Annotated in this window: 23 protein-coding genes; 12 read left to right on the forward strand and 11 right to left on the reverse strand. The window is 65.1% G+C overall.

From position 1 onward, the window contains the following. The first annotated feature begins 125 nt into the window (after positions 1-125). On the forward strand, positions 126-1,238 hold the full coding sequence (locus LOY51_RS18370; protein ID WP_258642485.1) for a DUF3182 family protein: 1,113 nt from the start codon (positions 126-128) through the stop codon (positions 1,236-1,238). Next, positions 1,222-1,992, forward strand: coding sequence for an alpha/beta hydrolase family protein (locus tag LOY51_RS18375; protein ID WP_125464814.1), 771 nt, complete (start codon positions 1,222-1,224; stop codon positions 1,990-1,992). The genes LOY51_RS18370 and LOY51_RS18375 overlap by 17 nt, the downstream gene beginning before the upstream one ends. Here the strand turns inward: LOY51_RS18375 and LOY51_RS18380 are convergent. After that, on the reverse strand, positions 1,971-2,351 hold the full coding sequence (locus LOY51_RS18380) for an antibiotic biosynthesis monooxygenase (protein ID WP_258642488.1): 381 nt from the start codon (positions 2,349-2,351) through the stop codon (positions 1,971-1,973). The two genes, LOY51_RS18375 and LOY51_RS18380, sit on opposite strands and share 22 nt — an antisense overlap. A 144-nt stretch (positions 2,352-2,495) precedes the next feature. Further along, positions 2,496-3,473 (reverse strand): GlxA family transcriptional regulator, encoded by a 978-nt coding sequence (locus tag LOY51_RS18385; RefSeq protein WP_125859413.1) that lies wholly within the window; start codon positions 3,471-3,473, stop codon positions 2,496-2,498. 82 nt (positions 3,474-3,555) lie between these two features. Here LOY51_RS18385 and LOY51_RS18390 point away from each other — a divergent pair, with 82 nt between their 5' ends. Then, a complete protein-coding gene (locus LOY51_RS18390) occupies positions 3,556-4,104 on the forward strand; it encodes a cysteine hydrolase family protein (RefSeq protein ID WP_258642490.1) in 549 nt (182 codons plus the stop codon). Positions 4,105-4,108: 4 nt separating this feature from the next. Here the strand turns inward: LOY51_RS18390 and LOY51_RS18395 are convergent, their stop codons facing one another. Further along, positions 4,109-4,672 (reverse strand): helix-turn-helix domain-containing protein, encoded by a 564-nt coding sequence (locus LOY51_RS18395; protein WP_125859415.1) that lies wholly within the window; start codon positions 4,670-4,672, stop codon positions 4,109-4,111. 84 nt (positions 4,673-4,756) lie between these two features. On the opposite strand from LOY51_RS18395, the gene LOY51_RS18400 reads away from it, so the two are divergent. The 7 genes from LOY51_RS18400 (at position 4,757) to LOY51_RS18430 (ending at position 11,908) form a co-directional block, all read left to right on the forward strand. Then, positions 4,757-5,701, forward strand: coding sequence for a DMT family transporter (locus LOY51_RS18400; RefSeq protein ID WP_258642493.1), 945 nt, complete (start codon positions 4,757-4,759; stop codon positions 5,699-5,701). A 149-nt stretch (positions 5,702-5,850) separates the two neighbouring features. Then, positions 5,851-8,766 carry a monovalent cation/H+ antiporter subunit A gene (locus LOY51_RS18405; RefSeq protein ID WP_258642495.1) on the forward strand — a complete coding sequence of 972 codons (2,916 nt, stop codon included), beginning with the start codon at positions 5,851-5,853 and terminating at the stop codon, positions 8,764-8,766. After that, a complete protein-coding gene (locus LOY51_RS18410; protein WP_003250128.1) occupies positions 8,766-9,110 on the forward strand; it encodes a Na+/H+ antiporter subunit C in 345 nt (114 codons plus the stop codon). Before LOY51_RS18405 ends, LOY51_RS18410 begins: the two co-directional genes overlap by 1 nt. Next, a complete protein-coding gene (locus tag LOY51_RS18415; RefSeq protein WP_258642497.1) occupies positions 9,107-10,786 on the forward strand; it encodes a monovalent cation/H+ antiporter subunit D in 1,680 nt (559 codons plus the stop codon). The genes LOY51_RS18410 and LOY51_RS18415 overlap by 4 nt, the downstream gene beginning before the upstream one ends. Next, entirely contained in the window at positions 10,783-11,271 is a 489-nt protein-coding gene (locus LOY51_RS18420) for a Na+/H+ antiporter subunit E (protein ID WP_258642499.1), read from the forward strand. The genes LOY51_RS18415 and LOY51_RS18420 overlap by 4 nt, the downstream gene beginning before the upstream one ends. Beyond that, positions 11,268-11,546 (forward strand): K+/H+ antiporter subunit F, encoded by a 279-nt coding sequence (locus LOY51_RS18425; RefSeq protein ID WP_110994579.1) that lies wholly within the window; start codon positions 11,268-11,270, stop codon positions 11,544-11,546. Before LOY51_RS18420 ends, LOY51_RS18425 begins: the two co-directional genes overlap by 4 nt. Beyond that, on the forward strand, positions 11,543-11,908 hold the full coding sequence (locus LOY51_RS18430) for a Na+/H+ antiporter subunit G (protein WP_125464823.1): 366 nt from the start codon (positions 11,543-11,545) through the stop codon (positions 11,906-11,908). The genes LOY51_RS18425 and LOY51_RS18430 overlap by 4 nt, the downstream gene beginning before the upstream one ends. A gap of 13 nt (positions 11,909-11,921) precedes the next feature. Here LOY51_RS18430 and LOY51_RS18435 read toward each other — a convergent pair whose 3' ends face one another. Both LOY51_RS18435 and LOY51_RS18440 read right to left on the reverse strand, forming a co-directional pair. After that, complete coding sequence (locus LOY51_RS18435) at positions 11,922-12,131, reverse strand: hypothetical protein (protein WP_125464824.1); 210 nt, start codon at positions 12,129-12,131, stop codon at positions 11,922-11,924. Then, positions 12,128-12,598 carry a hypothetical protein gene (locus LOY51_RS18440; RefSeq protein ID WP_125464825.1) on the reverse strand — a complete coding sequence of 157 codons (471 nt, stop codon included), beginning with the start codon at positions 12,596-12,598 and terminating at the stop codon, positions 12,128-12,130. Before LOY51_RS18440 ends, LOY51_RS18435 begins: the two co-directional genes overlap by 4 nt. Before the next feature lie 214 nt (positions 12,599-12,812). Between LOY51_RS18440 and LOY51_RS18445 the strand changes: the two genes are divergently transcribed. Then, positions 12,813-13,109 (forward strand): hypothetical protein, encoded by a 297-nt coding sequence (locus tag LOY51_RS18445; protein ID WP_125859419.1) that lies wholly within the window; start codon positions 12,813-12,815, stop codon positions 13,107-13,109. Between the two features lie 5 nt (positions 13,110-13,114). On the opposite strand, the gene LOY51_RS18450 is transcribed toward LOY51_RS18445, so the two are convergent. The 3 genes from LOY51_RS18450 to LOY51_RS18460 form a co-directional block, all read right to left on the reverse strand. Further along, positions 13,115-13,309 carry a hypothetical protein gene (locus LOY51_RS18450; protein WP_125464827.1) on the reverse strand — a complete coding sequence of 65 codons (195 nt, stop codon included), beginning with the start codon at positions 13,307-13,309 and terminating at the stop codon, positions 13,115-13,117. A gap of 115 nt (positions 13,310-13,424) precedes the next feature. Next, positions 13,425-15,053: a methyl-accepting chemotaxis protein gene (locus LOY51_RS18455; protein WP_374046860.1), complete on the reverse strand. Its 1,629-nt coding sequence runs from the start codon at positions 15,051-15,053 to the stop codon at positions 13,425-13,427. 97 nt (positions 15,054-15,150) lie between these two features. After that, positions 15,151-15,555 carry a TraR/DksA family transcriptional regulator gene (locus LOY51_RS18460; RefSeq protein ID WP_125464829.1) on the reverse strand — a complete coding sequence of 135 codons (405 nt, stop codon included), beginning with the start codon at positions 15,553-15,555 and terminating at the stop codon, positions 15,151-15,153. Positions 15,556-15,909: 354 nt separating this feature from the next. Here LOY51_RS18460 and LOY51_RS18465 point away from each other — a divergent pair, with 354 nt between their 5' ends. After that, positions 15,910-20,451, forward strand: a complete 4,542-nt coding sequence (locus LOY51_RS18465) for a DUF6543 domain-containing protein (protein ID WP_258642505.1) — start codon at positions 15,910-15,912, stop codon at positions 20,449-20,451. Between the two features lie 36 nt (positions 20,452-20,487). Here LOY51_RS18465 and LOY51_RS18470 read toward each other — a convergent pair whose 3' ends face one another. Genes LOY51_RS18470 through LOY51_RS18480 form a run of 3 tightly spaced genes read right to left on the reverse strand, consistent with a single transcriptional unit; the run spans position 20,488 to position 23,604 of the window. Then, positions 20,488-21,261, reverse strand: a complete 774-nt coding sequence (locus LOY51_RS18470) for an enoyl-CoA hydratase (protein ID WP_125464832.1) — start codon at positions 21,259-21,261, stop codon at positions 20,488-20,490. A 13-nt stretch (positions 21,262-21,274) separates the two neighbouring features. Then, the gene (locus LOY51_RS18475) at positions 21,275-22,402 is read right to left on the reverse strand and encodes an acyl-CoA dehydrogenase (RefSeq protein WP_125859423.1); all 1,128 of its coding nucleotides are present in this window, start codon (positions 22,400-22,402) and stop codon (positions 21,275-21,277) included. Between the two features lie 8 nt (positions 22,403-22,410). Further along, positions 22,411-23,604 carry an acetyl-CoA C-acyltransferase gene (locus LOY51_RS18480; protein ID WP_125859424.1) on the reverse strand — a complete coding sequence of 398 codons (1,194 nt, stop codon included), beginning with the start codon at positions 23,602-23,604 and terminating at the stop codon, positions 22,411-22,413. Positions 23,605-23,608: the final 4 nt, after the last annotated feature.

Genomic DNA, 23,608 nt, shown 5'->3' on the forward strand with positions numbered 1-23,608 from the left:
TCTTCAAGACCGGAACAGGGCCAGGATTGCCCCATGCGCCGTGCAAACCGCCGATCAATCCCGCTGAACTTTGCCCCGCAGATGCCTTCATAGCCCATACACACTTCAGTGCACGCGAGGCCCTCATGCCCCACTCCCGCGAGCCGAAAACCGCTGTCGCACTGCTCGACACCCGCGAGCACACTTCGGACCACGAACACGCCGTCCAGCTCAAGCTGGCCGACTGCCTTGCACAGTTGCTGAACCTGCCGCGAGCCCAACTCGATCAGCCACCAACCGAGCATGCCCACTACTATTACTTGGCCACCGACACCCTGATCGACCCGGCACGCTACGCACCACTGGGCATCCACAGCGAACGCGACTTGTTCGGCGGTTTGGTCAGCCACCCCTACATGGCCACCAAGGCCATCTCCCATCCCCTGCCCGCCGGGGCAAGCTTCCCGCCGGGCTGGACCAATGCGTTCGCCCAGGATGCCGGCAACGCCTTGCTGCGGGGCTACACCGTCTTCAGCAAAGACGACGCGCGCCGTGCCGCCGCCTTGCTACTTGCCGAAGGCCGAATTCGCATCAAGCCAGTGCTGGCCTGCGCCGGTCGTGGCCAACAGGTCATCACCCGGCTTGAAGCATTGGAAACACTGCTGCAGCCGATGGACGAGCAACAGCTCGCCGTATGGGGCCTGGTGCTGGAAGAAGACCTGAGCGACGTCGAGACCTTCAGCGTCGGCCAGGTTCGTGTGGCCGGGCTCACCCTGAGCTACCACGGCACCCAGCAGCTCACCCACGACCACGCCGGCACCGAGGTGTACGGTGGCTCCGACCTGCACGTAGTGCGCGGCGACTACCAGCAACTGCTGCAGTTGCCGCTGGAAGACCATCTGCGGCTGGCCATCAACCAGGCCATGGCCTACGAGCAGGCTGCCGAACGCCACTTCCCTGGCTTCATCGCCTCGCGACGCAACTACGACATCGCCCGCGGCACCGACCCGCACGGCCACCTGCGCAGCGGCGTGCTGGAGCAATCGTGGCGCCCAGGCGGGGCCAGCAGCGCGGAGATTCTCGCGTTGCAGGCTTTCGCCGACGACCCGGCCCTGCAACAAGTGCGCGCATCAACCCACGAAGTGTTCGGCGAAGCCCAACTTCCGGCCGACGCCACGCTCTTCTATCAGGGGCATGACAGTGAACTGGGACAACTCAGCAAATATGCACGGATCCGCGACCATGACCATCGAAAGTGAAACCATCGAACTGGCCGTCGAAGGTGAATGCATCGCCGGCACCTTGGTCAGCCCCGGCAGCAAGATGCCGGGCATCCTTTTCGTCCACGGCTGGGGTGGCAGCCAGCAGCGCGACCTGGCGCGGGCCCGACAGATTACCGGGCTGGGTTGCGTGTGCATGACCTTCGACCTGCGCGGCCACGAGAAGACGCAAAGCCAGCGCCTGACCGTCACCCGCGAGCAGAACCTCGCCGACCTGCTGGCCGCCTACGACCGCCTCGCCAACCACCCCGCAGTCGACCCCGCCGCCATGGCCGTCATCGGCAGCAGTTATGGCGGCTACCTGGCTACCCTGCTCACCCGCCACCGAGCGGTGAAATGGTTGGCGCTGAGGGTGCCGGCACTGTACTGGGACGATGAATGGAACAGCCCCAAGCAGGCACTGGACCGTCAACGCCTCAACGCCTATCGCCTGCGCGCCTTGAGCCCGGCCGACAACAGCGCCCTTGCCGCCTGCGCGGAATTCGCCGGCGATGTGCTGCTGGTGGAGTCCGAACAGGACGACTATGTACCGCACAGCACCCTGATGAGCTACCGCTCGGCGTTCGTCAGCGCACATTCGCTGACTCACCGCACCGTCGATGGCGCCGATCACGCGCTATCGAGCGAAGAGAGCCAGAAAGCCTACAGCGCGATGCTGAGCGCATGGGTCAGCGAGATGGTCATCGGCGCGCGCCTGGACCGCTACCCACACTACGCGCCCTGGTACGCCTGAGCCTCGCCGACCTGGCAGTGCAGGCCGCCATCCGCCCCCCGCACCAGGCTACGCAAGGTCTGGTAGGCCGCGAAGTTGACGCCGCGGGCCTGGTGCTGACGCAACAGCTCGAGGAACGGCTCCTCGACGAAGCTGCTAGCGGCGGCCGCCCATGCAACCCGCGACTGCCATTGCAGGTATTGGAGCACCCGACAGCCGTCATCACTGGCCTGGATGCTGACGCCCTGCAAACCTTCACAGCGCTGCGCCAATTGCTCGCTGCGTGCGACCAGGGCCTGGGCCAGCGTCTGCTGATGCTCAGGTGGGACGTCGTACTCGATCATCTGGGTGAACCACAGGGAATGGGCATCGACCATCATGGACTGTCTCCTTGCTTGGGCCATTTGCAGCCCATTGGCGCGCAGGTTAAAACCTCCAGTTAACTCAAGGTCAAGGACTTTCTCCTTGAAGGCGCCCCACCGGAACGGTGTGCCACCGCGCAATCGGCAGGATCGCGCTGACCCTCACTCACTGCCAACCGCAAAACGCCGTCGGTAGTCACTGGGGGTCATGCCGGTGAGGCGCTGGAACACCTTGCGAAAGGCGCCGGGGTCCTGATAGCCGACGCCCCAGGCGATCTGGTCGACACTGCGCCGGGTGAACTCCAGCAGCCGGCAGGCCCGGCCAACCCGCACTTGCTGGGCATACTCGGTGGGACGCAGGCCGGTGGCGGCACGAAAGCGCCGCAGGAAAGTGCGCGGTTCGAGCCCTGCACAGCGGGCCATGTCGGCCAGGCCGGCGACGCGAGCCTGCTCACCCTGCAACCAATGCTGCACCCGCAGCACCGCCTCGTCGCCATGTTCCAGCCGCGGGGTGAACAGCGCCCCCGGCACAGGCGCCGGTGCCGGCTCCACCGCCAGGTAGCGTGCGGTCTCACGGGCCAGGGTGTGGCCAAGGAAGCGCTCGATCAGGTGCAGCCCCAGGTCGGTCCAGGCCATCAGGCCAGCGGACGTGACGATATCGCCATCGTCCAGCAGTGGCTGGCTGGTCGCCACACGCACTTTGGGGAAGCGCTCGCTCAGGGCCTGGGCGTAGTTCCAGTGGGTGCAGGCCGAACGCCCGTCGAGCAGGCCGCTGCCCGCTATCAGGAACACCCCGATGCACACCGAAGCCAGCACCGTCCCCTGGCCATGCAAGTCGCAGAGTGCGGGGCGATGAGCGGCCAGCAGTTCGCCGGAAGGCGTCGCAGCCAGGCTGGGGGGAATCAACATAGCCCGTGGTGCATGCCCGGCCTGCGGCAGGCTGTCGTGAATGACCTGCAGTTGCCCAGCGGCATCGAGCTGCCAGTGGCTGACACGCAGCAGCGGCAACTGGTGTTCACCCAGTTCGGCCGCCACCCGGTTGGCCACCGTGAACAGGTCGGTCAAACCATGCACCGCCGCACTCTGGGCACCCGGGTACACCAGCACGCCAATTTCCAGGCTGTCAGTTTTTGCCGTCATTGTGTCGCTCGCGCCAATCCTCGATCCGATCGTTCAAGCCTATAACTATCAGCAGTTCATCACTACTGCCGAAGGAGGCACCATGAGCAAGCAGGCACTGATCATCATCGACATCCAGAACGACTACTTCCCGGGTGGTAAATGGACCCTCGACGGCGCAGAGGCTGCCGCCGACAACGCCGCACGACTGCTTGACGCTGCGCGTAAACGGGGCGACCTGGTGGTTCACGTGCGTCACGAGTTCGAAAGCAGCGACGCCCCCTTCTTCACCCCAGGCTCGGCCGGTGCACGGATTCACCACAAGGTCGAACCTGCCAACGACGAGGCCGTGGTGCTCAAGCACAAGGTCAACAGCTTCCGTGACACCAACCTGAAGGCGCTGCTCGACCAGCATGATGTCAAGGCGCTGACCATCGCCGGCAGCATGAGCCATATGTGTGTCGATGCCGCCACCCGGGCGGCCGCAGACTATGGCTATGACGTCACCGTGGCCCATGACGCCTGCGCCACCCTGCCGCTGGCGTTCGACGGCAAGCAGGTGCCAGCCGCCGAGGTGCACGCCTCGGCGATGGCCGCACTGGCCTTCGCCTACGCCAAGGTGGTCAGCACCGACGAACTGCTCAAGGGTTGACCGCTCAGATCACCACATTGCGCACGAAGCGCACGGCCAGTTGACCATCGTTGCGATAGGCATAGCGGCAGTTGCTGGGGAACACATGGAACTGGCCGGTAATCAGGTGGTGCTCGACGCCTTCAATGACCAGCGTCAGCTGCCCTTCGGCGACGTAGATCTGTTCGCTCCAACCCGCCGCGTCGGCCTCGCTGGTGTAGCACTCGCCGGGCGCCAGGGTCCACTCCCACAGCTCTGCCTCGCGCCGGGCCGGGCTGCTGCCCAGCAGCACCGCCCGGCTACCGGGGTGTTCACCGGCCCAGGCCAACTCGTCGATGCGGCTCGGGTCGCGTTGGTCGGGCGCCTGGATCAGCGTGCTGAAAGCCACACCCAACGCCTCGGCAATCAGGTCGAGGGTGGTCAGGCTGACATTCTTCTCGCCGGCCTCGATAGCCACCAGCATTCGCCGGCTGACCCCGGAACGCTCGGCCAGGGCCGCCTGGCTGAGGCCGGCGTCGCCCCGCAGGCGGCGAACATTCTGGCTGACATGCTGCAACACCGAGGCACGGTGTTCGGTTTCTTTGTGCACTATATTGCTCACTAACAGGGGTTGCGCAGTATACTGCCCACTTTGCGGCGGATTGTGCGCCGCCCCTGCCGAGCACGCAAGCCCATGAACCAAGCCACCTACAGCAAGCCCGCCGCCTCCTTCCGCCTGAGCAAGGCCGAGCTGGTGCTGGTATTCATCACCATGCTCTGGGGTGGCACCTTCCTGATCGTGCACACCGTCATGAGCGTCAGCGGGCCGATGTTCTTCGTCGGCCTGCGCTTCGCCGCCGCCGCGTTGTTCGTCGGCCTAATGTCGGCGCGTTCGCTGCCCGGGCTGACCTTCACCGAACTCAAGGCCGGCATGCTCATCGGCGTGTCGATCATGCTCGGCTACGGCTTGCAGACCATGGGCCTGCAGACCATCAGCAGCAGCCAGTCGGCGTTCATCACCGCGCTGTACGTGCCCTTCGTGCCACTGCTGCAATGGCTGGTGCTGGGGCGCCGCCCAGGGCTGATGCCGAGCCTGGGCATCTGCCTGGCCTTCGCCGGCCTGATGCTGCTGGCAGGCCCCGAAGGCGGCAGCTTGCACTTCAGCGAAGGCGAGCTGGTGACGCTGGTCAGCGCCGTGGCGATTGCCGGCGAGATCATCCTGATCAGCCGTTATGCCGGCAAGGTCGATGTGCGCCGGGTCACCGTGGTGCAACTGGCGACTGCCTCGGCGCTGGCATTCCTGATGATCGTGCCGACCCAGGAGCCGCTCCCCGACTTCTCCTGGTTGCTGCTGGTCAGCGCCGTAGGCCTGGGTGCCATGAGCGCGGTGATCCAGGTGGCGATGAACTGGGCGCAGCAGTCGGTTTCGCCCACACGCGCCACCTTGATCTATGCCGGCGAGCCGGTGTGGGCCGGCGTTGTCGGGCGCATTGCCGGCGATCGCCTGCCGGGGGTAGCGCTGATCGGCGGGCTGCTGATCGTGCTGGCGGTGGTGGGAAGCGAGCTGAAGATCCGTCGCAGCGACGAGGCTGTCGCATTGCAGGACGAGGACGAGCGTCAACGTGAAGCCGGGCTGTGATGCGGCCAACACCCGCTATGCTTTGTAAAGAACTGTTATAAAAAAACAGCTTGTCACAGCACATTTGTAGGATCCTGCAACCGCTTGCGTGTTGGTGATACACACCCCGGCACGTATGATCCTTGGCAAACTTCTCAGAACAGAACGCTATGTCATTGATTGTGCTATTGCTTCTGCCCTTCGTTGGCAGTTGCCTGGCGGCTGTCCTGCCGCACAACGCACGCAACGCAGAGTCCATTCTCGCCGGGCTCGTCGCCCTGGTCGGCACCGTCCAGGTGGCGTTGCTGTACCCCCAGATCGCCGACGGCGGCGTCATTCGCGAGGAACTGCTGTGGCTGCCCAGCCTGGGCATGAACCTGGTGCTGCGCATGGACGGCTTCGCCTGGCTGTTCAGCTTGCTGGTGCTGGGCATCGGCACCCTGGTGTCGCTCTACGCGCGCTACTACATGTCTCCCCAGGACCCTGTGCCGCGCTTCTTCGCCTTCTTCCTGGCGTTCATGGGCGCCATGCTCGGCCTGGTGATTTCCGGCAACCTGATCCAGCTGGTGTTCTTCTGGGAACTCACCAGCCTGTTCTCCTTCCTGCTGATCGGCTACTGGCACCACCGCGCCGACGCCCGCCGCGGCGCCTACATGGCGCTGATGGTCACCGGTGCCGGCGGCTTGTGCCTGCTGGTCGGGGCCCTGCTGCTCGGCCATGTGGTCGGCAGCTACGACCTGGACAAGGTCCTGGCTGCCGGCGACACCATCCGCCAGCATGCGCTGTACCCGGTGCTGCTGCCCCTGATCCTGATCGGCGCCCTGAGCAAGAGCGCGCAATTTCCCTTCCAGTTCTGGCTGCCCCACGCCATGGCGGCGCCCACCCCGGTCTCGGCTTACCTGCACTCGGCGACCATGGTCAAGGCCGGGGTGTTCCTGTTGGCCCGGCTATGGCCGGTGCTGTCGGGCAGCGAAGAATGGTTCTGGATCGTCGGCGGTGCCGGCGCCGCCACCCTGTTACTCGGCGCATTCGCCGCGATGTTCCAGAACGACCTCAAGGGCCTGCTGGCCTACTCGACCATCAGCCACCTGGGCCTGATCACCCTGCTGCTGGGCCTGAACAGCCCGCTGGCCGCCGTGGCCGCGGTGTTCCACATTCTCAACCACGCCACCTTCAAAGCCTCGCTGTTCATGGCCGCCGGGATCATCGACCACGAAAGCGGCACCCGTGACATCCGCCGCTTGAGCGGCTTGTTCCGCATGGTGCCGTTCACCGCCACCCTGGCCATGGTCGCCAGCGCCTCGATGGCCGGCGTGCCGTTGATGAACGGCTTCCTGTCCAAGGAAATGTTCTTCGCCGAGACCGTGTTCATCAGTTCAACCGCCTGGGTCGAGGCCGCCCTGCCGGTGATCGCCACCCTGGCCGGCACCTTCAGCGTGGCCTATGCGCTGCGCTTCACCGTCGACGTGTTCTTCGGGCCTAAGGCAGAGGACTTGCCGCACACGCCCCACGAGCCACCGCGCTGGATGCGCGCACCGGTCGAGCTGCTGGTACTCACCTGCCTGGTGGTCGGCATCTTCCCGGCGCAATCGGTCGGCCCGCTGCTGGCCGCCGCCGCCCTGCCAGTGGTCGGTGGCACCCTGCCGGAATACAGCCTGGCCGTCTGGCACGGCTGGAACGCACCGCTGATGATGAGCCTGATCGCTATGTGCGGCGGCATCCTCCTCTACCTGCTGCTGCGCAAGCAATTGCAACGTGGCCGCTTCGCCAAGCCACCGCTGATCGGCCGTTTCAACGGCAAGCGCCTGTTCGAGCAGGGCCTGGTGCACCTGATGTTGCTGGCCCGGCACATCGAGCGGTTGCTGACCACCCGCCGCCTGCAGACCCAACTGTTCATGCTGGTGCTGGCGGCCTTCATCGCCGGCCTCATACCCTTGCTGTACAACGGCCTGAGCTGGGGCGACCGGCCGAAAATCCCCGGCTCAGGGGTGTTCGTCGCGCTGTGGCTGATCGCCATCGCCTGCGCCATCGGCGCCGCCTACCAAGCCAAGTACCACCGCCTCGCGGCGCTGATCATGGTCAGCGTCTGCGGCCTGATGACCTGCATCACCTTCGTCTGGTTCTCTGCCCCCGACCTTGCACTCACGCAGTTGGCGGTCGAAGTAGTGACCACCGTCCTGCTGCTGCTCGGCCTGCGCTGGCTGCCCCGGCGTATCGAAGGCGTATCGCCACTGCCCGGCAGCCAGGACCGCGCACGCCTGCGTCGCCTGCGCGACCTGGTGCTGGCGGTGCTGGTCGGTGGCGGCATGGCGCTGTTGTCGTACGCCATGCTCACCCGCCCCACGCCCAACGACATCTCCTCGTTCTACCTCAGCCGGGCCCTGCCACAAGGCGGTGGCACCAATGTGGTCAACGTGATGCTGGTGGACTTCCGCGGCTTCGACACCCTCGGCGAGATCACCGTGCTGGTGGCCGTGGCACTCACCGTGTTCGCCCTGCTGCGCCGCTTCCGCCCGCCCAAGGAGAGCATGCAGCTGCCTGCCCAGCAGCGCCAGCTGGCGCCGGACGTGGTCACCGACCTGGTCAACCCGCGTCACGCCACCGACACCGCGCTGGGCTTCATGATGGTGCCGGCCGCCCTGGTGCGTCTGCTGCTGCCGATCGCACTGCTGGTGTCGATGTACCTGTTCATGCGTGGCCACAACCAGCCGGGCGGCGGTTTTGTCGCTGGCCTGGTCATGTCCGTGGCGTTCATCCTGCAATACATGGTCGCCGGCACCCAATGGGTGGAGGCGCAGATGAGCCTGCGTCCGCTGCGCTGGATGGGCACCGGCCTGCTGTGCGCCACCCTCACCGGGGCGGGCGCCATCGGCCTGGGCTACCCGTTCCTGACCACCCACACCGCCCATCTGCACCTGCCGCTGCTGGGTGACGTGCACGTGGCCAGCGCGTTGTTCTTCGACATCGGCGTATTCACCGTGGTGGTCGGCTCGACACTGCTCATCCTCACCGCGCTGGCGCACCAGTCGGTGCGTGCCTATCGCCCGGGCAATCCCGGCAAAACCAGCCAAGCAGGAGCCGCCTGATGGAAGAAGTCATTGCAGTCGCCATCGGCGTGCTGGCCGCCTCGGGGGTGTGGTTGATCCTGCGCCCGCGTACCTACCAGGTGATCATGGGCCTTTGCCTGCTGTCCTACGGGGTCAACCTGTTCATCTTCAGCATGGGCAGCCTGTTCATCGGCAAGGAGCCGATCATCAAGGACGGCGTCACCCAGGACCTGCTGCACTACACCGACCCGCTGCCCCAGGCGCTGGTGCTCACCGCCATCGTCATCAGCTTCGCCATGACCGCACTGTTCCTCGTGGTACTGCTGGCCTCGCGTGGTCTGACCGGCACCGACCATGTCGACGGTCGGGAGCGTGACGAATGAGTGGGATGAACCAATTGATCATCGCGCCGATCCTGCTGCCGCTGGTGACCGCGGCGCTGATGCTGCTGATCGGCGAGAAGCACCGCTGGCTGAAGGCGCGGCTGAACCTGCTGTCGACCTTCACTGGCCTTGCCATCGCCGTCACCCTGCTGTTGTGGGTGCGCACCCAGGGCCAGGCCGAGTCCATCGGCGTGTACCTGCCGGGCAACTGGCCAGCACCGTTCGGCATCGCCCTGGTGGTGGACCACCTGTCGGCGTTGCTGCTGGTATTGACCGGTATCGTCGGTAGCAGCGCGCTGTTGTTCGCCCGGGCCCGCTGGGACAGCGCCGGGGCCAGCTTCCACGCCCTGTTCCAGATCCAGCTGATGGGCCTGTACGGCGCCTTCCTGACCGCCGACCTGTTCAACCTGTTCGTGTTCTTCGAGGTGCTGCTGGCAGCCTCCTACGGCCTGCTGCTGCATGGCTCGGGGCGTGCGCGAGTGCGGGCCGGGCTGCATTACATCGCCATCAACCTGTTCGCCTCGTCGCTGTTCCTGGTTGGCGCCGCCATGCTTTATGGCGTCACCGGCACCCTGAACATGGCCGACCTGGCGCTCAAGGTGCCGCTGGTGCCAGAAGCTGACCGCGGCCTGCTGCATGCGGGCGCTGCCATTCTCGCCATGGCCTTCCTGGCCAAGGCCGGGATCTGGCCGTTGAACTTCTGGCTGGTACCGGCCTACTCCTCGGCCAGCGCCCCCGTGGCGGCACTGTTCGCGATCATGACCAAGGTCGGGCTGTATGCCGTGCTGCGCCTGTGGAGCCTGCTGTTCTCCGGGCAGGCCGGCGCCTCGGCGAACTTCGGCGGCGAGTGGCTGGTGTATGGCGGCCTGGCGACGCTGGCAGTGGCTGCAGCGTCGATCCTTGCCGCCCAGCGCCTGGAGCGGCTGGCGGCGCTGAGCATCCTGGTGTCGGCCGGCACACTGATGGCCGCCATCGGCTTCGGTCAACCGGTACTGACCGGCGCCGCGCTGTTCTACCTGGTCAGCTCCACCCTGGCCCTGTGCACGCTGTTCCTGCTGGCCGAACTGGTCGAGCGCTCGCGTTCGGCCAACGAGGCGCCGCTGGACGAAGAGGAGGATGCGATGCCTTCGCCGCTGGAGTCGCTGCACCCGCCCAAGGGCATCAACCTGGACGATGAACAGAAGGCGGTGATCGGCCAGATCATCCCCTGGACCATGGCCTTCCTTGGCCTGTGCTTCATCGCCTGCGCCCTGCTGATCATCGGCATGCCGCCGCTGTCGGGGTTCATCGGCAAACTCAACCTGATCAGCGCGCTGTTCAACCCGCAAGGGCTGGGTATCGCACCGGGGCAGCCGTTGGGCACCGCCGGCTGGACGCTGGTCACCCTGTTGATTCTGTCCGGCATGGCTTCGCTGATCGCCTTTGGCCGGGTCGGCATTCAGCGTTTCTGGAAGCCCGAGGAGCGCCAGTCACCCTTGCTGCGCCGCTATGAATGCCTGCCCATCGTCATCCTGCTGGGCCTGAGCATTTTCCTCAGCTTCAAGGCAGAACCGCTGCTGCGCTACACCCAGGACACCGCAGCCAGCCTGCAGGCCCCCGACGCCTACATCCAGGCCGTCATGGCCACCCGGCCAGTGCCTGGCCCAACCACCCTGAATGCGCAGGTGCAGCCATGAACCGACTGTTCCCTGCACCGCTGCTTTCGCTTTCGCTGTTTGTCCTGTGGCTGCTGCTGAACCTGTCGGTCAGCCCGGGCAACCTGCTGCTGGGGGCCGCGCTGGGCATCCTTGCACCGATCCTGATGGCGCCCCTGCGCCCGCAGCATGCCCACATTCGCCGGCCGTTGGTGGTCGCACGGCTGATCGGCCGGGTGGGCATCGATGTGATCGCCTCCAACCTGCTGGTGGCCCGTGGCGTGCTGCGTGCCGGCAGCACCCCGCCACGCTCGGCCTTCGTCCATATCCCGCTGGCGCTGCGCGATGCCCACGGCCTGGCGGCACTGTCGATGATCACCACGGTGGTACCAGGCACGGTCTGGTCGGAGCTGGCCCTGGACCGCAGCGTACTGTTGCTGCACGTGTTTGACCTGGACGACGAAGCGGCGTTCATCGAGCACTTCAAGCGCACCTACGAACGCCCGCTGATGGAGATTTTCGAATGAGCGGCCTGCTTGCCAACGCCGTCCTCGCCAGCCTGTTCATCTTTGCCTTGGCCATGGGCCTGGCACTGATCCGGCTGTTCCGCGGCCCCTCCGCCCAGGACCGGGTGCTGGCGCTGGACTACCTGTACATCCTGGCCATGCTGATGATGCTGGTGCTGGGCATCCGCTACGCCAGCGACACCTACTTCGAAGGCGCCCTGCTGATCGCCCTGTTCGGCTTCGTCGGCTCGTTCGCCCTGGCCAAATTCCTGCTGCGAGGCGAGGTGATCGAATGAGCGAAACCCTGGTATTGCCGTTCTGGCTGGAGCTCACGGTTTCGGCGCTGCTGCTTGTCGGCAGCCTGTTCGCCCTGATCGGCGCGATCGGCCTGGTGCGGCTGAAAGATTACTTCCAGCGCATGCACCCGCCCGCGCTGGCCTCGACCATCGGTGCCTGGTGCGTGGCACTGGCGTCGATCCTGTACTTTTCAGAACTCAAGCAGAGCCCGGTGCTGCATGCCTGGCTGATCCCGATCCTGCTGTCGATCACCGTGCCGGTCACCACCCTGTTGCTGGCCCGGGCGGCGCTGTTTCGCAAGCGCACCTCTGGCGAGGATGTTCCGGAAGAGGTCAGCAGCGGGCGCGACCGGGGCAACTGAAACTATCGCGGGCTCAGCCGCCCGCCAGGCGCTGCAGCTCACGCCGCACCATCGCCGCATAAGGCGGTGGGCTGAGCTGGTAGAGCTCGCTGGCTACCCAGGCCAGCCAGGCGCCCTGCAGCGCTTCACGGCGCGCCAGCAACTGCTCGGCCTGGGCAATGGCCTGGGCCTGGTGACGACGGTGGAAGTCGGCACGCGAGCCCGGCGCCGCCAGGTCACTCATTCGCTGGCCTTGAAGGTGGTCAGCTCGCCCTTGCGCCATTTGGCGACCTTGCCGGTCACTGCCTTGAGCAGCTTGCCCAGGCCTTCCTGTACCTGTTGCTCTGCGGCAAACACCAACATCACACCCTGCCCCTCGCGAAACACGATGCCCTCGCCCTCGGGCACACGGACAAAGGCATAGTCGCCTTGCCCATAGACATTCAACTTGATCTCGCGAAAGCGCAGTTCCAGCTTTCCGCCTTCACGGCTGGGCAGCACCGCCGCGCGGAAGTGGTCGCCCACTTTCAGCTCCAGGCGCTGTTTGTCGTCGACCACCATGGCACCCTCGGGGTCGATCTCGGCCATGTACAGGCCTTCAGGATTTTGCTCGGTAACGTAGATGAACCGCCCGTTGAACAACTTGACCAGCTTGGCGCGCAAATCGCCCAGGGCAAACAACGCATGGGTATCCAGAGTACTGACTGCCAATGAAGAGCTCCTCACATCAATTACTACAGGCCATCACCCGGCCGCGGTATCGCGCCAGGTGCCAGCCTTTTCAAGTCAACGTCCACAGGACTTCGCAATCACGCCACGGAGTATCCCCGCGAGATAAGCCGAGCGATAACCGGGAAATGCTTCACTCAACTATCGTTCGGGCGCGCGGGGTAGGCTTCGGCGTGATTCCATAAAGGGAACCGTAATGTCCGACATCAAAACTGCCAGAAAAGATGCGACAGCCAGCAACAGGTCCCTCAAAGAACAGGCCTGGCCTTCGGTCGCGCATTACAGGAGAACGAATATGCCCGAAAACACTGAAATCCGTCGAGAGGCGCAACACATTTCCTTCAAGTTCGCCCCTCCAAACCAAGCGCGCTTCATCGTCGTGCCTGCCGGTGTCGCGTTCTTTCATATCACCGAACGCACCACAGGCAGGGTCAGGGGCTTTCGCCAACGCCACCAGGACGCCTGCGAGCTGGCCCGCCAGCTGGAAGCTTGACGCCCTCAGGCCACCTCGCCCCGCGCCAACTGCGCCAACCAGGCGGCCTGGCACTCCAGCGCTTCGCCACGGCTGGCAAAGGCGGTGCCACGCCGTTCGCCATTGACCAGCACCACCCAGCACGCCCGCTTGCCCAACGCCTGCAAAGAGGCAGGAACACCCGTGCCAATCATCACTGCCACATCGACTTGGCTATTCATCATTCCCTCCGGAATTTAATTAGCAACCTAACGATATGGCTATGATACGTGCTGCATGCTTCAGGAAAAAGCCCAGGCAGGTAGAGCTGTATTGCACCTGAGGCAACAAATCGCCTCAATCAAGCCCGGGTTCGGGGCGGTAGCCCAGCCGCAGGCCGCCCCAGTGGCGCCCCTTGACGTAGATCGGCACCGACAGGTCATGCATCAACTCACCGGTATCGCGGGTGTAGGTTTGCAGCAATACCCGCTGCTGATGGCTGCCGCAACGGATGCCGGTGCGGTCGTCGAAGGTACGCTTGCTGCGGTTATGCGCCGTATCCTCTACCGGGTCACCGGTCAGTGGCCGATTGAAGGCGTTGTTGTGGGTCGGCACATAGCCCTGCTGGGTACAGGCGATGGCGTAGACCAAACCCTCATGTTGCAGCAGTGGCTCCTGGATCTGCGGCAACACCGTGTCGGTGTAGTGGTCGAAGCGCGTGGTGAAACGTGGCGGCTGCATGCCGGCAATCGGCCGGTACTGGCGGTCGAACAGATCCTCCAGCGCCACCCGCCCCTGCTCGATATCGGCCTCGAAACGTTCGGCAATACGCCGTGCCCCACCCTGCGCCAGCTCGAACACCCGCTGGTGATAGGCGTCCAGCCCGACCTCGGCCAGGCGCTCGCTGAGGTGCTCGACCTGCCCTTCCATCTGCACCGCGGCCTGGGCCAGGCGCCTTGTTTGCTGCTCGCTCACCGCCAGGTCGCTGCGCACCTGCGCCACCGCCTGGAACAGGGTATCAAGCTGAGTACGATTGGTCTGGGTGCCCGCAGCAATTGCGCCGACCTGCCCTTCAACGCTGGCGGCCAGGCAGGCGATCTGCGCCAGTTGCCCGCCGGTCTGCTCCACCTGCGCCACGCCGCTGCCCAGGTCATCGGCCAACGCGCGGATCTGCGTGACCACCTGGGCGGTACGTTCCTGGATATCGGCCACCATCTGCCCCACCTCCTGGGTGGCGGTGGCGGTACGCCCGGCCAGGCCGCGCACTTCATCGGCTACCACGGCAAAGCCGCGGCCATGCTCACCCGCCCGCGCCGCCTCGATGGCGGCGTTGAGCGCCAACAGGTTGGTCTGGCTGGCAATGGCCTGGATCACCAGGGTCACCCGGGCAATGTCCTCGCTGCGCAGGTGCAGCGCCTCGATCAGCTCACGGCTGGCGGTGGCGCGCTGGCTAAGGTCGTGCATGCACTGGATCGACTCGGCCAACACCGCACTGCCGGCGACACTGCTGCCATGGGCCGAGCGGGCGGCTTCCAGGGCCTGATGACTGAGCTGGGCACTGGCCTGTTCAGTGGCGATCATGATCTCGGCACTGCCGACGATCTCCTCGGCGGCGCCCAACTGCGACTGCACCCGCGCAGCCAGTTGCTGCACCGCGTAAGCCACCGCCGCGGCCGACAGCGCATTGTGGCTGGTGCCCCGGGCCAGTTGCGCAATCAGGTCATCGTCCTGCGCAGCTGTCTCCACCGGCATCGTTACCGGTGCGCGCCGCAGATGAGGTAGCCACAGCACCAGCAGGGCCGACGGCAGAGCCAGGTACAGCGCCAGGCCGGCATAAGCCTGGGCCGCCAGCAGCGCGCACAGCATGCCACCCTGTAGCAAGGCGATGGCAACAGCCAGCCGAGTTCCTTCTCGCATCATCTTCGTGGTCCGTCCGCGTGTCGTTATTGTGACGCCATTAAACGCCACCATAACGCCACTATCCATAGTCCCTTGGATGTATGACGATCACACTTGATGCAAGGCAAGAAAACACAAAGGCCCCAGGGATCGCTCCGTGGGGCCTCGCGCAGTGCGCCGAGTATCAGATCTGCCGCTGGTGGCGGTCGAGCTGCTCGTGACGCTCCTGGGCTTCGATGCAGTACTTGGTGGTCGGGCTGATCAGCAGACGCTTGAGGCCGATTGGCTCGCCGCTGTCGTCGCACCAACCGAAGCTGTCGTCACCGATACGGTCCAGGGCCATCTCCAGCTGCGGCAGCAGGCGCTGATCGCGGTCGATGGCGTTGACCAGCCAAGTGCGCTCTTCCTCGACCGAGGCCACGTCAGCTGGATCCGACGGGGTATCCAGGCCTTCGATGGCAATGCGGTTGAGTTCGATGCGCTCATGCGTCTCGACTTTCATCGCTTGCAGCAGCTTGGTAAAGAACACCAGTTGGTCGGCATTCATGTAGTCATCGGCCGACATGGCCAGCAACTGTTCCTTGGTCATCGATTTCTCTATGAAAAAATGTGCATTTGGGCGATTCGAGTGCCACCGATGATGGCTCATCGGCAGCGGAATTCTTCAAGCGCCAACCGGCACTCTTTTACAGGGGGCGGAAGTCTAAGGTGCCAAGCGGCAAGGGGCAACAGAAATGACGGCAGATTTGACCGAAATACCGAGGAATCCGCCCATTGGTGCCGCGTTAGCCCTCGCCGGCGCGCTTGCCAAGCGCCAGCGGGCAATATGCCGCAACACATCTCCCCACTGCCAGCCCCTCCTGCAGGCACAGGTGGCAGTTAGCTAACACCGACGATTGCGCTCAGTACCGTTTGATGACGCCTTTCATCAACGGAGCTTGCCATGAACCTGCATCAACGCCTCATCGCCCTCAGTGACCTGGACTGCGCAGTCGCCCGGCGCTTCCAGGATCGTCCCGTACTGACCGAGGTGGCGGGCCGACTGCTGGCCGAGCAGTGGCGGCAACGCCGCCTTGGCGACTCACACGATCCGCTGAGCCTCTACCTGATCAGTCGCCCTCCGCCCGGTGCCCGCGCCTGGATACGCCCGCTCTCGACACTGTTGATCGAGCGTTTCTGTCGCCGCGTCACCCTCAACCTCACCGAGGGCGAGGACTTCATCAGCACCCACGCCGAAGACAACCCGGACTGGGCCGTGGCGATCGACCTGCACGCGGTCGAGTTGCTGATCAACGACTGCGGCCCGTTCATGCTCGATCGTTATCGGGAAGAACTGCTGGCTTACTGGAGCCGATTCGACATCACCGGCCAGACCCCTTGGCAGTGGTACACCGAACATCTTCGCCAACAGTTCATCAATGCACTGGACGCAGGCAAGCGGGCCAGTCGCCTGAGACCACAGGTGATCGACCTCGCCAACCGCCTGCTGGTGATACCCGAAACTGCAGTTACGCCCACCGCTTCGCCCTCAGTCAGCCTGCTGTCCAGCGACCTGTCCGCCAGCGGCAAGATCGACCGCGACCTGGGCAGCGCCTTGCTGATAGAGCACAGCAGCGATACTGCAAGCACGTCAGTCACGCTGCTGTTCACCCTGGTCGGCAAGCTGCTGGTGTTTCCATCCCGTCAGGTGATGATCAATATCCTCGAGCGCCTGTGGCCGGTCACGCCCACCCCGGCGCCCCATGTCCTGCGCATTCTGCCGCAGACCGAGGAACCATTCGCGGCACAGGCCCTGGGCTTGCTTCGCCAGCAACTCGACGTGGTGCAAGCTGTCGCGAACAACTATCACACCCAGGGTCTGGCGCTGGCCCTGGGTCGGAACACGGACCATCTGACATCGATGGTGGAACTGTGCAACCGTGCCGAGCGCACACAGCGCCAGCGCCTGACCGAACAACTTCCCGACTGGCTGCGGCACGCCCCCTACACCGCCCAGGCACTCTATGCCCGCAACCTGGTAGACGTGGCACAGAGCTACGAAGATGCCAATGGCCAGTTCTGGCTCGACGGCATCGTCAGCGCAGAGGCGTTCGCCAATCAGCAACTGCGTGCCCGGCTGGCCGTCGACCATCCCGGCGAAAGCCTGGCGCCGGAAGAAGTGCTGGTTCTGAATTACCAGATCACCACCTCCAGCACCGCCATCGGGGACACGGCGTTCACCAGTGGCGAGATCCACACCGTCACATTCAGCCTCGCCGAGCTGGCCATCGGCAACCTCGTACTGCTCAAGCCCGGCAAGGTGGCGCTGGCCTCGTCCACTGGCCAGCCGCTGCCCGCATGGTTGAACGAAGGCTATGTGAAGACCCTGGTCAGCGAACTGGACATCGGCGCCTCCTACCCACGCCTGCTACGCACAAAGCTGCTCGATGACCCAGAACAGAGGCACGCACGCGAACGGCTGCTTGATGCCCAACTGCGCAGTCAGCTGCCCGCGCAGGCCATGGAGTTGCACCTGCGCGGCGAGGGGATCAGCGAAGCCAGTGCGCTGCGCATCGCGCAGATCTTCACCCGTACCCCTGATGATCGGACGCACTGGGTGATGCGTCCATTGGGGCTGCTCCGGCGAGCGGACGCCGAACCCGATCACCCGCTCAACACCTGGCTGATCGAAGCGGCCAACCCCACGAGTGGCGTCTGCCTGCTGTACCGCCCGCAGCACGAGCAACCCTTGCTGGAGTATGACGACCGCCTGGCCCTGCTGGTCGCCATCGGCACGCCCGGAGCGCTGCAGGACGATCTGCTGCAGCGCCTGCCTGCGCCGGACCGCAAGGTCTACGCCCACGGCGGATTCCAGGAACCCCACCTGTTCCACCCGCTGGACGACAGCTTCGCCGTCCCCTTCGGCACCCCCGCCCCGGTGACGCTCAGCACCGAGCCCGCTGTCGATGACATCGGCAAGGCCATCTACCAGGCCAGCATCGAGGAAACCATCCAGCACTTCCAGGCACACGCCGTGACCACCCACGAAGCCACCTGGAAGAGCCGGATAACGTTCGGCTGGCTGCTGTTCAACAGCGTGCTGCCGTTCGCCGGACGCCTGGCTGGCAGGCTTGCCTGGCTGGCCCAGATTGAGATCGCCCTGGCGCAGGTCATCGATACCGACGACAGTCTCTCGCCAACCGAACACCGCATCGCCTGGGTCAACTTGTTGCTCAACCTTGCCCTGTTGCTGCTGTCGAGTTCGCCGGCACAGCTGCAACTGGAGGAAGGCGCGGAGGACCACCTTGCGCCTCCACCGTTGCCATCCCCCCTGCCCCCTGCCCTCCCGCAGGTAGAAACCACGGTGCCTGACAGCGAGCTCGACTTCAGTTGGGCGCAGCCGGCCGGCAAGCTCAGCCAGGCGCAACGACAGGCACTCAATGCCCTGTCTTCCCGTACGCTGCCGCAAAGCCTTGGCGAGCCTATTCCCCACGGCGCCCTGGCTGGACTGCACCTGCATGACAACAACCTTTACGTGCTGCTCGAAGGCAAGGCCTATAGCGTGCTGCTGGACGAACCCAGCGGCCAGCCCAGGATCGTCGGCGATTCGCCGGAGCAGCTCCCCGGCCCCTGGCTGCGACGTGACGAAGCAAACCGATGGGGCATCGACCTGCGCTTGCGCCTGCGGGGCGGCATGCCCATGACCTCGCGCATTGCCCGGCTGCGCGAGGCGAACAGACAGGCATTGGTCGAACTCGACCGCACCCTTGCGCAAGATCTCGAGCAAGGGCTGGAACAGTTGCGGCGCATGCGCATAGACGCGTCGAGCTTCAACGACGACATGCCCGAGGATGACCTGCGCAAGCACCTGCACACCTGCCAGGCCGCCTCGCTGCACTGGAAGGCCTATCTGGAGCGCCTCAACCAGCGCAACGCGCTGGAGGTCCGTGACGGCTTCAAGCTGGAGCGTGCCAACGCACTCACCCAGCGCGCTTTCAGCGAGCAGATGATCTACGCCACACTGCATCAGTTGTATACGCCCAAGCGCACGCAGCTCATGCGTTTCATCAGTGAGAACGAAACCCGCATGAGCCCTGCGGACCTGGTCATCTACAGCCGACGCCTGGCCGAAATCTCGCCCCTGCTCGACGAGCTGGTGATCAACGCCGATGCCATGCACGACATTCATGCCCAGTTGAAGAAACTGACCAATCGTGGCCAGGACCGCATCCAGGCAATGTTCGACAGCCTCGAGCGCGGATGGCCCAGCGCCGAGCGCCCGATCACCTGCCGCTACATACGCCTGGAAAACCACTTCAACCGGCTGTTCGCCTTCCACCCGCTCAAATCCAGCGAGCCCAGGAACGGCGGTTTCTGGCTCAAGCTGGCCAACGACAACATCAGCCTGGTCATTGCCCAGCGCCGACAACTGGCGGCCCTGGCCAAGCCAAGCGACGAGCTGGCCACGCGCCTGCTAAAAAGCGCCAAAGAGTGGCTTGCCCAGGCAGACCGACAACTGGGCAACTTCAAGACACTGTCCACGGACACGGCGTCGACGGCCTTGCTGGCCCCTATCGAACAGGACCTGGCGTACATCCAGGCGACAGTCAGCAGCGAACTGGCCGAGTACCCGGACTACCCACCCACCACGACACTCTCGCGCTTGCGCGAGCAGACACCCGGGCTGATCGAGACCGAGGAACACGGGGTGCTGCTGGGCGTACCGCGTGCGGGCGATGAGACGACCGTCGACATCGAGGCGCCGGGGCCGGAGGGCCGCACACGTACCTACCGCCAAGACCACGGCAACTGGGTCGAAGTCCCGCCAGCCCCGGTTGCACGAGCGAGAGCCAATGACAGCCTGAAGCGCCTGCTCAAGGGTAGCCAGGCACTCATGGACAACGCCCGTGCAACCCTCCATCACCTGCAGGGCAGCCCCAGTGAGCGCTACCTGCCCGTGGAGATCCACGATGAACTCATGCTGCATGGGCAACGGTTGACGGAACGTGCCGATGCCATCGAACGAAGGCTGACTGCCGACAACGCCAGTGACGAGGCCAGCGGCGGCCAGGATGCAGCGCGGGTCGGCAAAGCGCTGAGTGACCTGGCCATGATCCTGGAGAGCCAGGCCAAGGCCTTGCGCATCCAGGCTGCCCTGAGCCAGAAGCCGCGCATGGGTGAGCTGCAGAACCTCATCGACAATCATGAAGTGACCGTGCATGCCCTGGGGGCTCGCACGCGGCTGGCAAAGGTCAAGGGGCGGCCCGCCGACTACCTGGACGAATACGTCATTCGCCATCAGGGCCGCGACCTGTGGTACGCGCACTTCCACTACCCCGCGCAGGACACAGCCAAACCCCAGTTCCTCGCCGGTCACCTGAAAACAGCCGACCAACGCCATCTCAAGGGCCAGACTGCCGTGGACGTCGCCACGGGTCGGCCGGTCGAGGTCTACCGCTCACCCATCACCCTGGCCGCGGCGACTCGATTCTTCTTCAGCCTCTGATGCGACGGGCGCCGGCCGCGGCGCCCGTTCCCGTGCTCAGCGATCCTTGAACTGTGCCTCGCGCTTGGCGATGAACGCCGCCATGCCTTCCTTCTGGTCCTCGGTGGCGAACGCCGCATGGAACACCCGGCGCTCGAAACGCACGCCCTCGCTCAGGGTCACTTCGAAGGCGCGGTTGACGCTCTCCTTGACCATCATGCTCACCGGGATCGATTTGCTGGCAATGGTCGCGGCCACCTTCAGCGCCTCCTCAAGCAACTCGGCCTGCGGCACGACGCGCGCCACAAGGCCTGCCCGTTCGGCTTCCTCGGCCCCCATCAGGCGGCCGGTCAGGCACAGTTCCATGGCCTTGGCCTTGCCCACTGCGCGGGTCAGGCGCTGGGTGCCGCCCATGCCCGGCAGCACGCCGAGGTTGATTTCCGGCTGGCCGAACTTGGCGTTGTCGGCGGCCAGGATGAAATCACACATCATCGCCAGCTCGCAGCCACCGCCCAGGGCGAAGCCGGACACCGCGGCGATGATTGGCTTGCGCCGGTTGGCGACGCGGTCGGCGTCGCTGAACAGGTCTTCGACGTAGATCTGCGGGTACTTCAGGTCGGCCATTTCCTTGATGTCGGCGCCAGCGGCGAAGGCCTTGGCGGAGCCGGTGAGCACCACGCAGCCGATGTTCGGGTCACGCTCGAGCTGATCCAGGGCCTGGTTGATCTCGCCGACGATCTGCGCGTTCAGGGCGTTGAGCGCCTGCGGGCGGTTGAGGGTGATCAGGCCGACCTTGCCGTGGATGTCCAACAGGATGGTTTCGAATGCCATGCAGACTGCTCCTTCAAAGATTGCGCGCAATGACCATGCGCTGAATGTCGCTGGTGCCTTCGTAGATCTGGCAGACCCGCACATCGCGGTAGATGCGCTCCAGCGGGAAGTCGCTCAGATAGCCATAACCACCGAGCGTCTGCAAGGCATCCGAACAGACCTTTTCGGCCATTTCCGAGGCGAAAAGCTTGGCCATCGAAGCTTCCACCAGAGCCGGTCGCCCAGCATCGCGCAGGGCAGCGGCATGCAGCACCATCTGCCGGGCCACGGCAATCCTGGTTGCCATGTCGGCCAGGCGGAAGGCCACGGCCTGGTGCTCGATCAGCGCCTTGCCGAAGCTCTGGCGTTCGTTGGCGTAGTCGCGGGCCACCTCGAAGGCGGCGCGGGCCATGCCCACCGCCTGCGAGGCGATGCCGATGCGCCCGCCTTCGAGATTGGCCAGGGCAATCTTGTAGCCCTGCCCTTCTTCGCCCAGGCGGTTGGCCACCGGCACCCGCACATTGTCGAAGACGATCTGGCAGGTGTCGGAGGCGTGCTGGCCGAGTTTGTCCTCGACCCGTGCCACCTGGTAGCCGGGGGCGTCGGTCGGCACGATGAAAGCGCTGATGCCACGCTTGCCGGCGTCCGGATCGGTGACGGCAAAGACGATCACCACCCCGGCGTTCTGCCCGGAGGTGATGAACTGCTTGCTGCCGTTGAGCACGTAATGGTCACCGTCCAGGCGCGCGCGGGTCTTCAGGCTGCTGGCGTCGGAGCCGGCCTGGGGTTCGGTCAAGGCAAACGCGCCAAGCATCGCACCCGTGGCCAGCGGCGTGAGGAACTGCTGCTTTTGCGCCTCGTTGCCGAACTTGAGGATCGGCACGCAGCCCACCGAGTTGTGCACGCTCATGATGGTCGAGCAGGCACCGTCACCCGCGGCGATTTCTTCCAGGGCCATGGCGTAGGCCACATAGCCCGTATCGCTCCCACCGTACTGCTCCGGCACCAGCATGCCGAACAGGCCAAGTTCGGCCATTTCCTCGATGGCCTCTTTGGGGAAGCGGTGCTCCTTGTCCCATTGCTCGGCGAACGGCTTCAAGCGCTCCTGGGCAAAAGCCCGCACGGCGTCGGCGATCTGTTGTTGCTCGTCAGTTACCAGCATGGCTCACCTCAGTACAGGCATTCGACGGCCATGGCCGTGGCCTCGCCACCGCCAATGCAGATGGCCGCCACGCCACGGCGCAGGTTGTTCTGGCGCAACGCCGACAGCAGGGTCACCAGGATGCGTGCGCCCGAGGCGCCGATCGGGTGGCCCAGGGCGCAGGCGCCACCATGGATGTTGACCTTGTCGTGGGGCAGGTCGAGGTGCTTCATGGCCGCCAGGGTGACCACGGCGAAGGCCTCGTTGATCTCGAACAGGTCGACCTCTGCCAGGTCCCAGCCGGTGCGTTTCATCAGCTTGTCGATGGCGCCGATGGGGGCGGTGGGGAACAGCGCCGGGGTGTCGGCGAAAGCCGCGTGACCGTGGATCACCGCCAGCGGCTTGAGGCCGCGCTTCTGGGCCTCGGAGCGACGCATCAGCACCAGTGCCGCAGCGCCGTCGGAGATCGAGCTTGAGTTGGCCGCGGTCACGGTGCCGCCTTCGCGGAAGGCCGGCTTGAGCTGCGGGATCTTGTCCAGGCGCGCTTTCGGCGGCTGTTCGTCATCCTTGATGACGCGCTTTTCCCTGCCCTCGGTGACTTCCACGGGAACGATCTCGGCAGCGAAGCGGCCGTTCTTGATGGCGTCCTGGGCCCGGGTCAGCGAGGCGATGGCGAAGTTGTCCTGGGCCTCACGGCTGAATGCGCCATGCTGCGCGCAGTCCTCGGCGAAGGTGCCCATCAGCCGGCCCTTGTCGTAGGCGTCTTCCAGGCCGTCCATGAACATGTGGTCGATGATCTTGCCGTGGCCCATGCGGTAGCCGCCACGGGCCTTGTCCAGCAGGTACGGCGCATTGGTCATGCTCTCCATGCCACCGGCGACGATCACCTCGGCGCTGCCGGCCAGCAGTTGGTCATGGGCCAGGATCGCCGCCTGCATGCCCGAGCCGCACATCTTGTTCAGGGTGGTGCAGGTGGTGTGCTTGCCCAGGCCGGCGCCCAGGGCGGCCTGGCGTGCCGGGGCCTGGCCCTGCCCCGCGGGCAGCACGCAGCCGAACAACACCTCCTGGACACTGGCGGCATCGATGCCGGCGCGCTCAACGGCGGCGCGGATAGCCGCGCTGCCCAGTTGTGGCGCGGTCAGGCTCTTGAGGTCGCCCTGCAGGCCGCCCATGGGCGTGCGCACGGCGCTGACGATAACGATCGGATCATTGGCGAGAGTCATGTTC

The sequence above is a fragment of the Pseudomonas sichuanensis genome, from assembly GCF_024749065.1.
Taxonomy (GTDB): domain Bacteria; phylum Pseudomonadota; class Gammaproteobacteria; order Pseudomonadales; family Pseudomonadaceae; genus Aquipseudomonas; species Aquipseudomonas sichuanensis.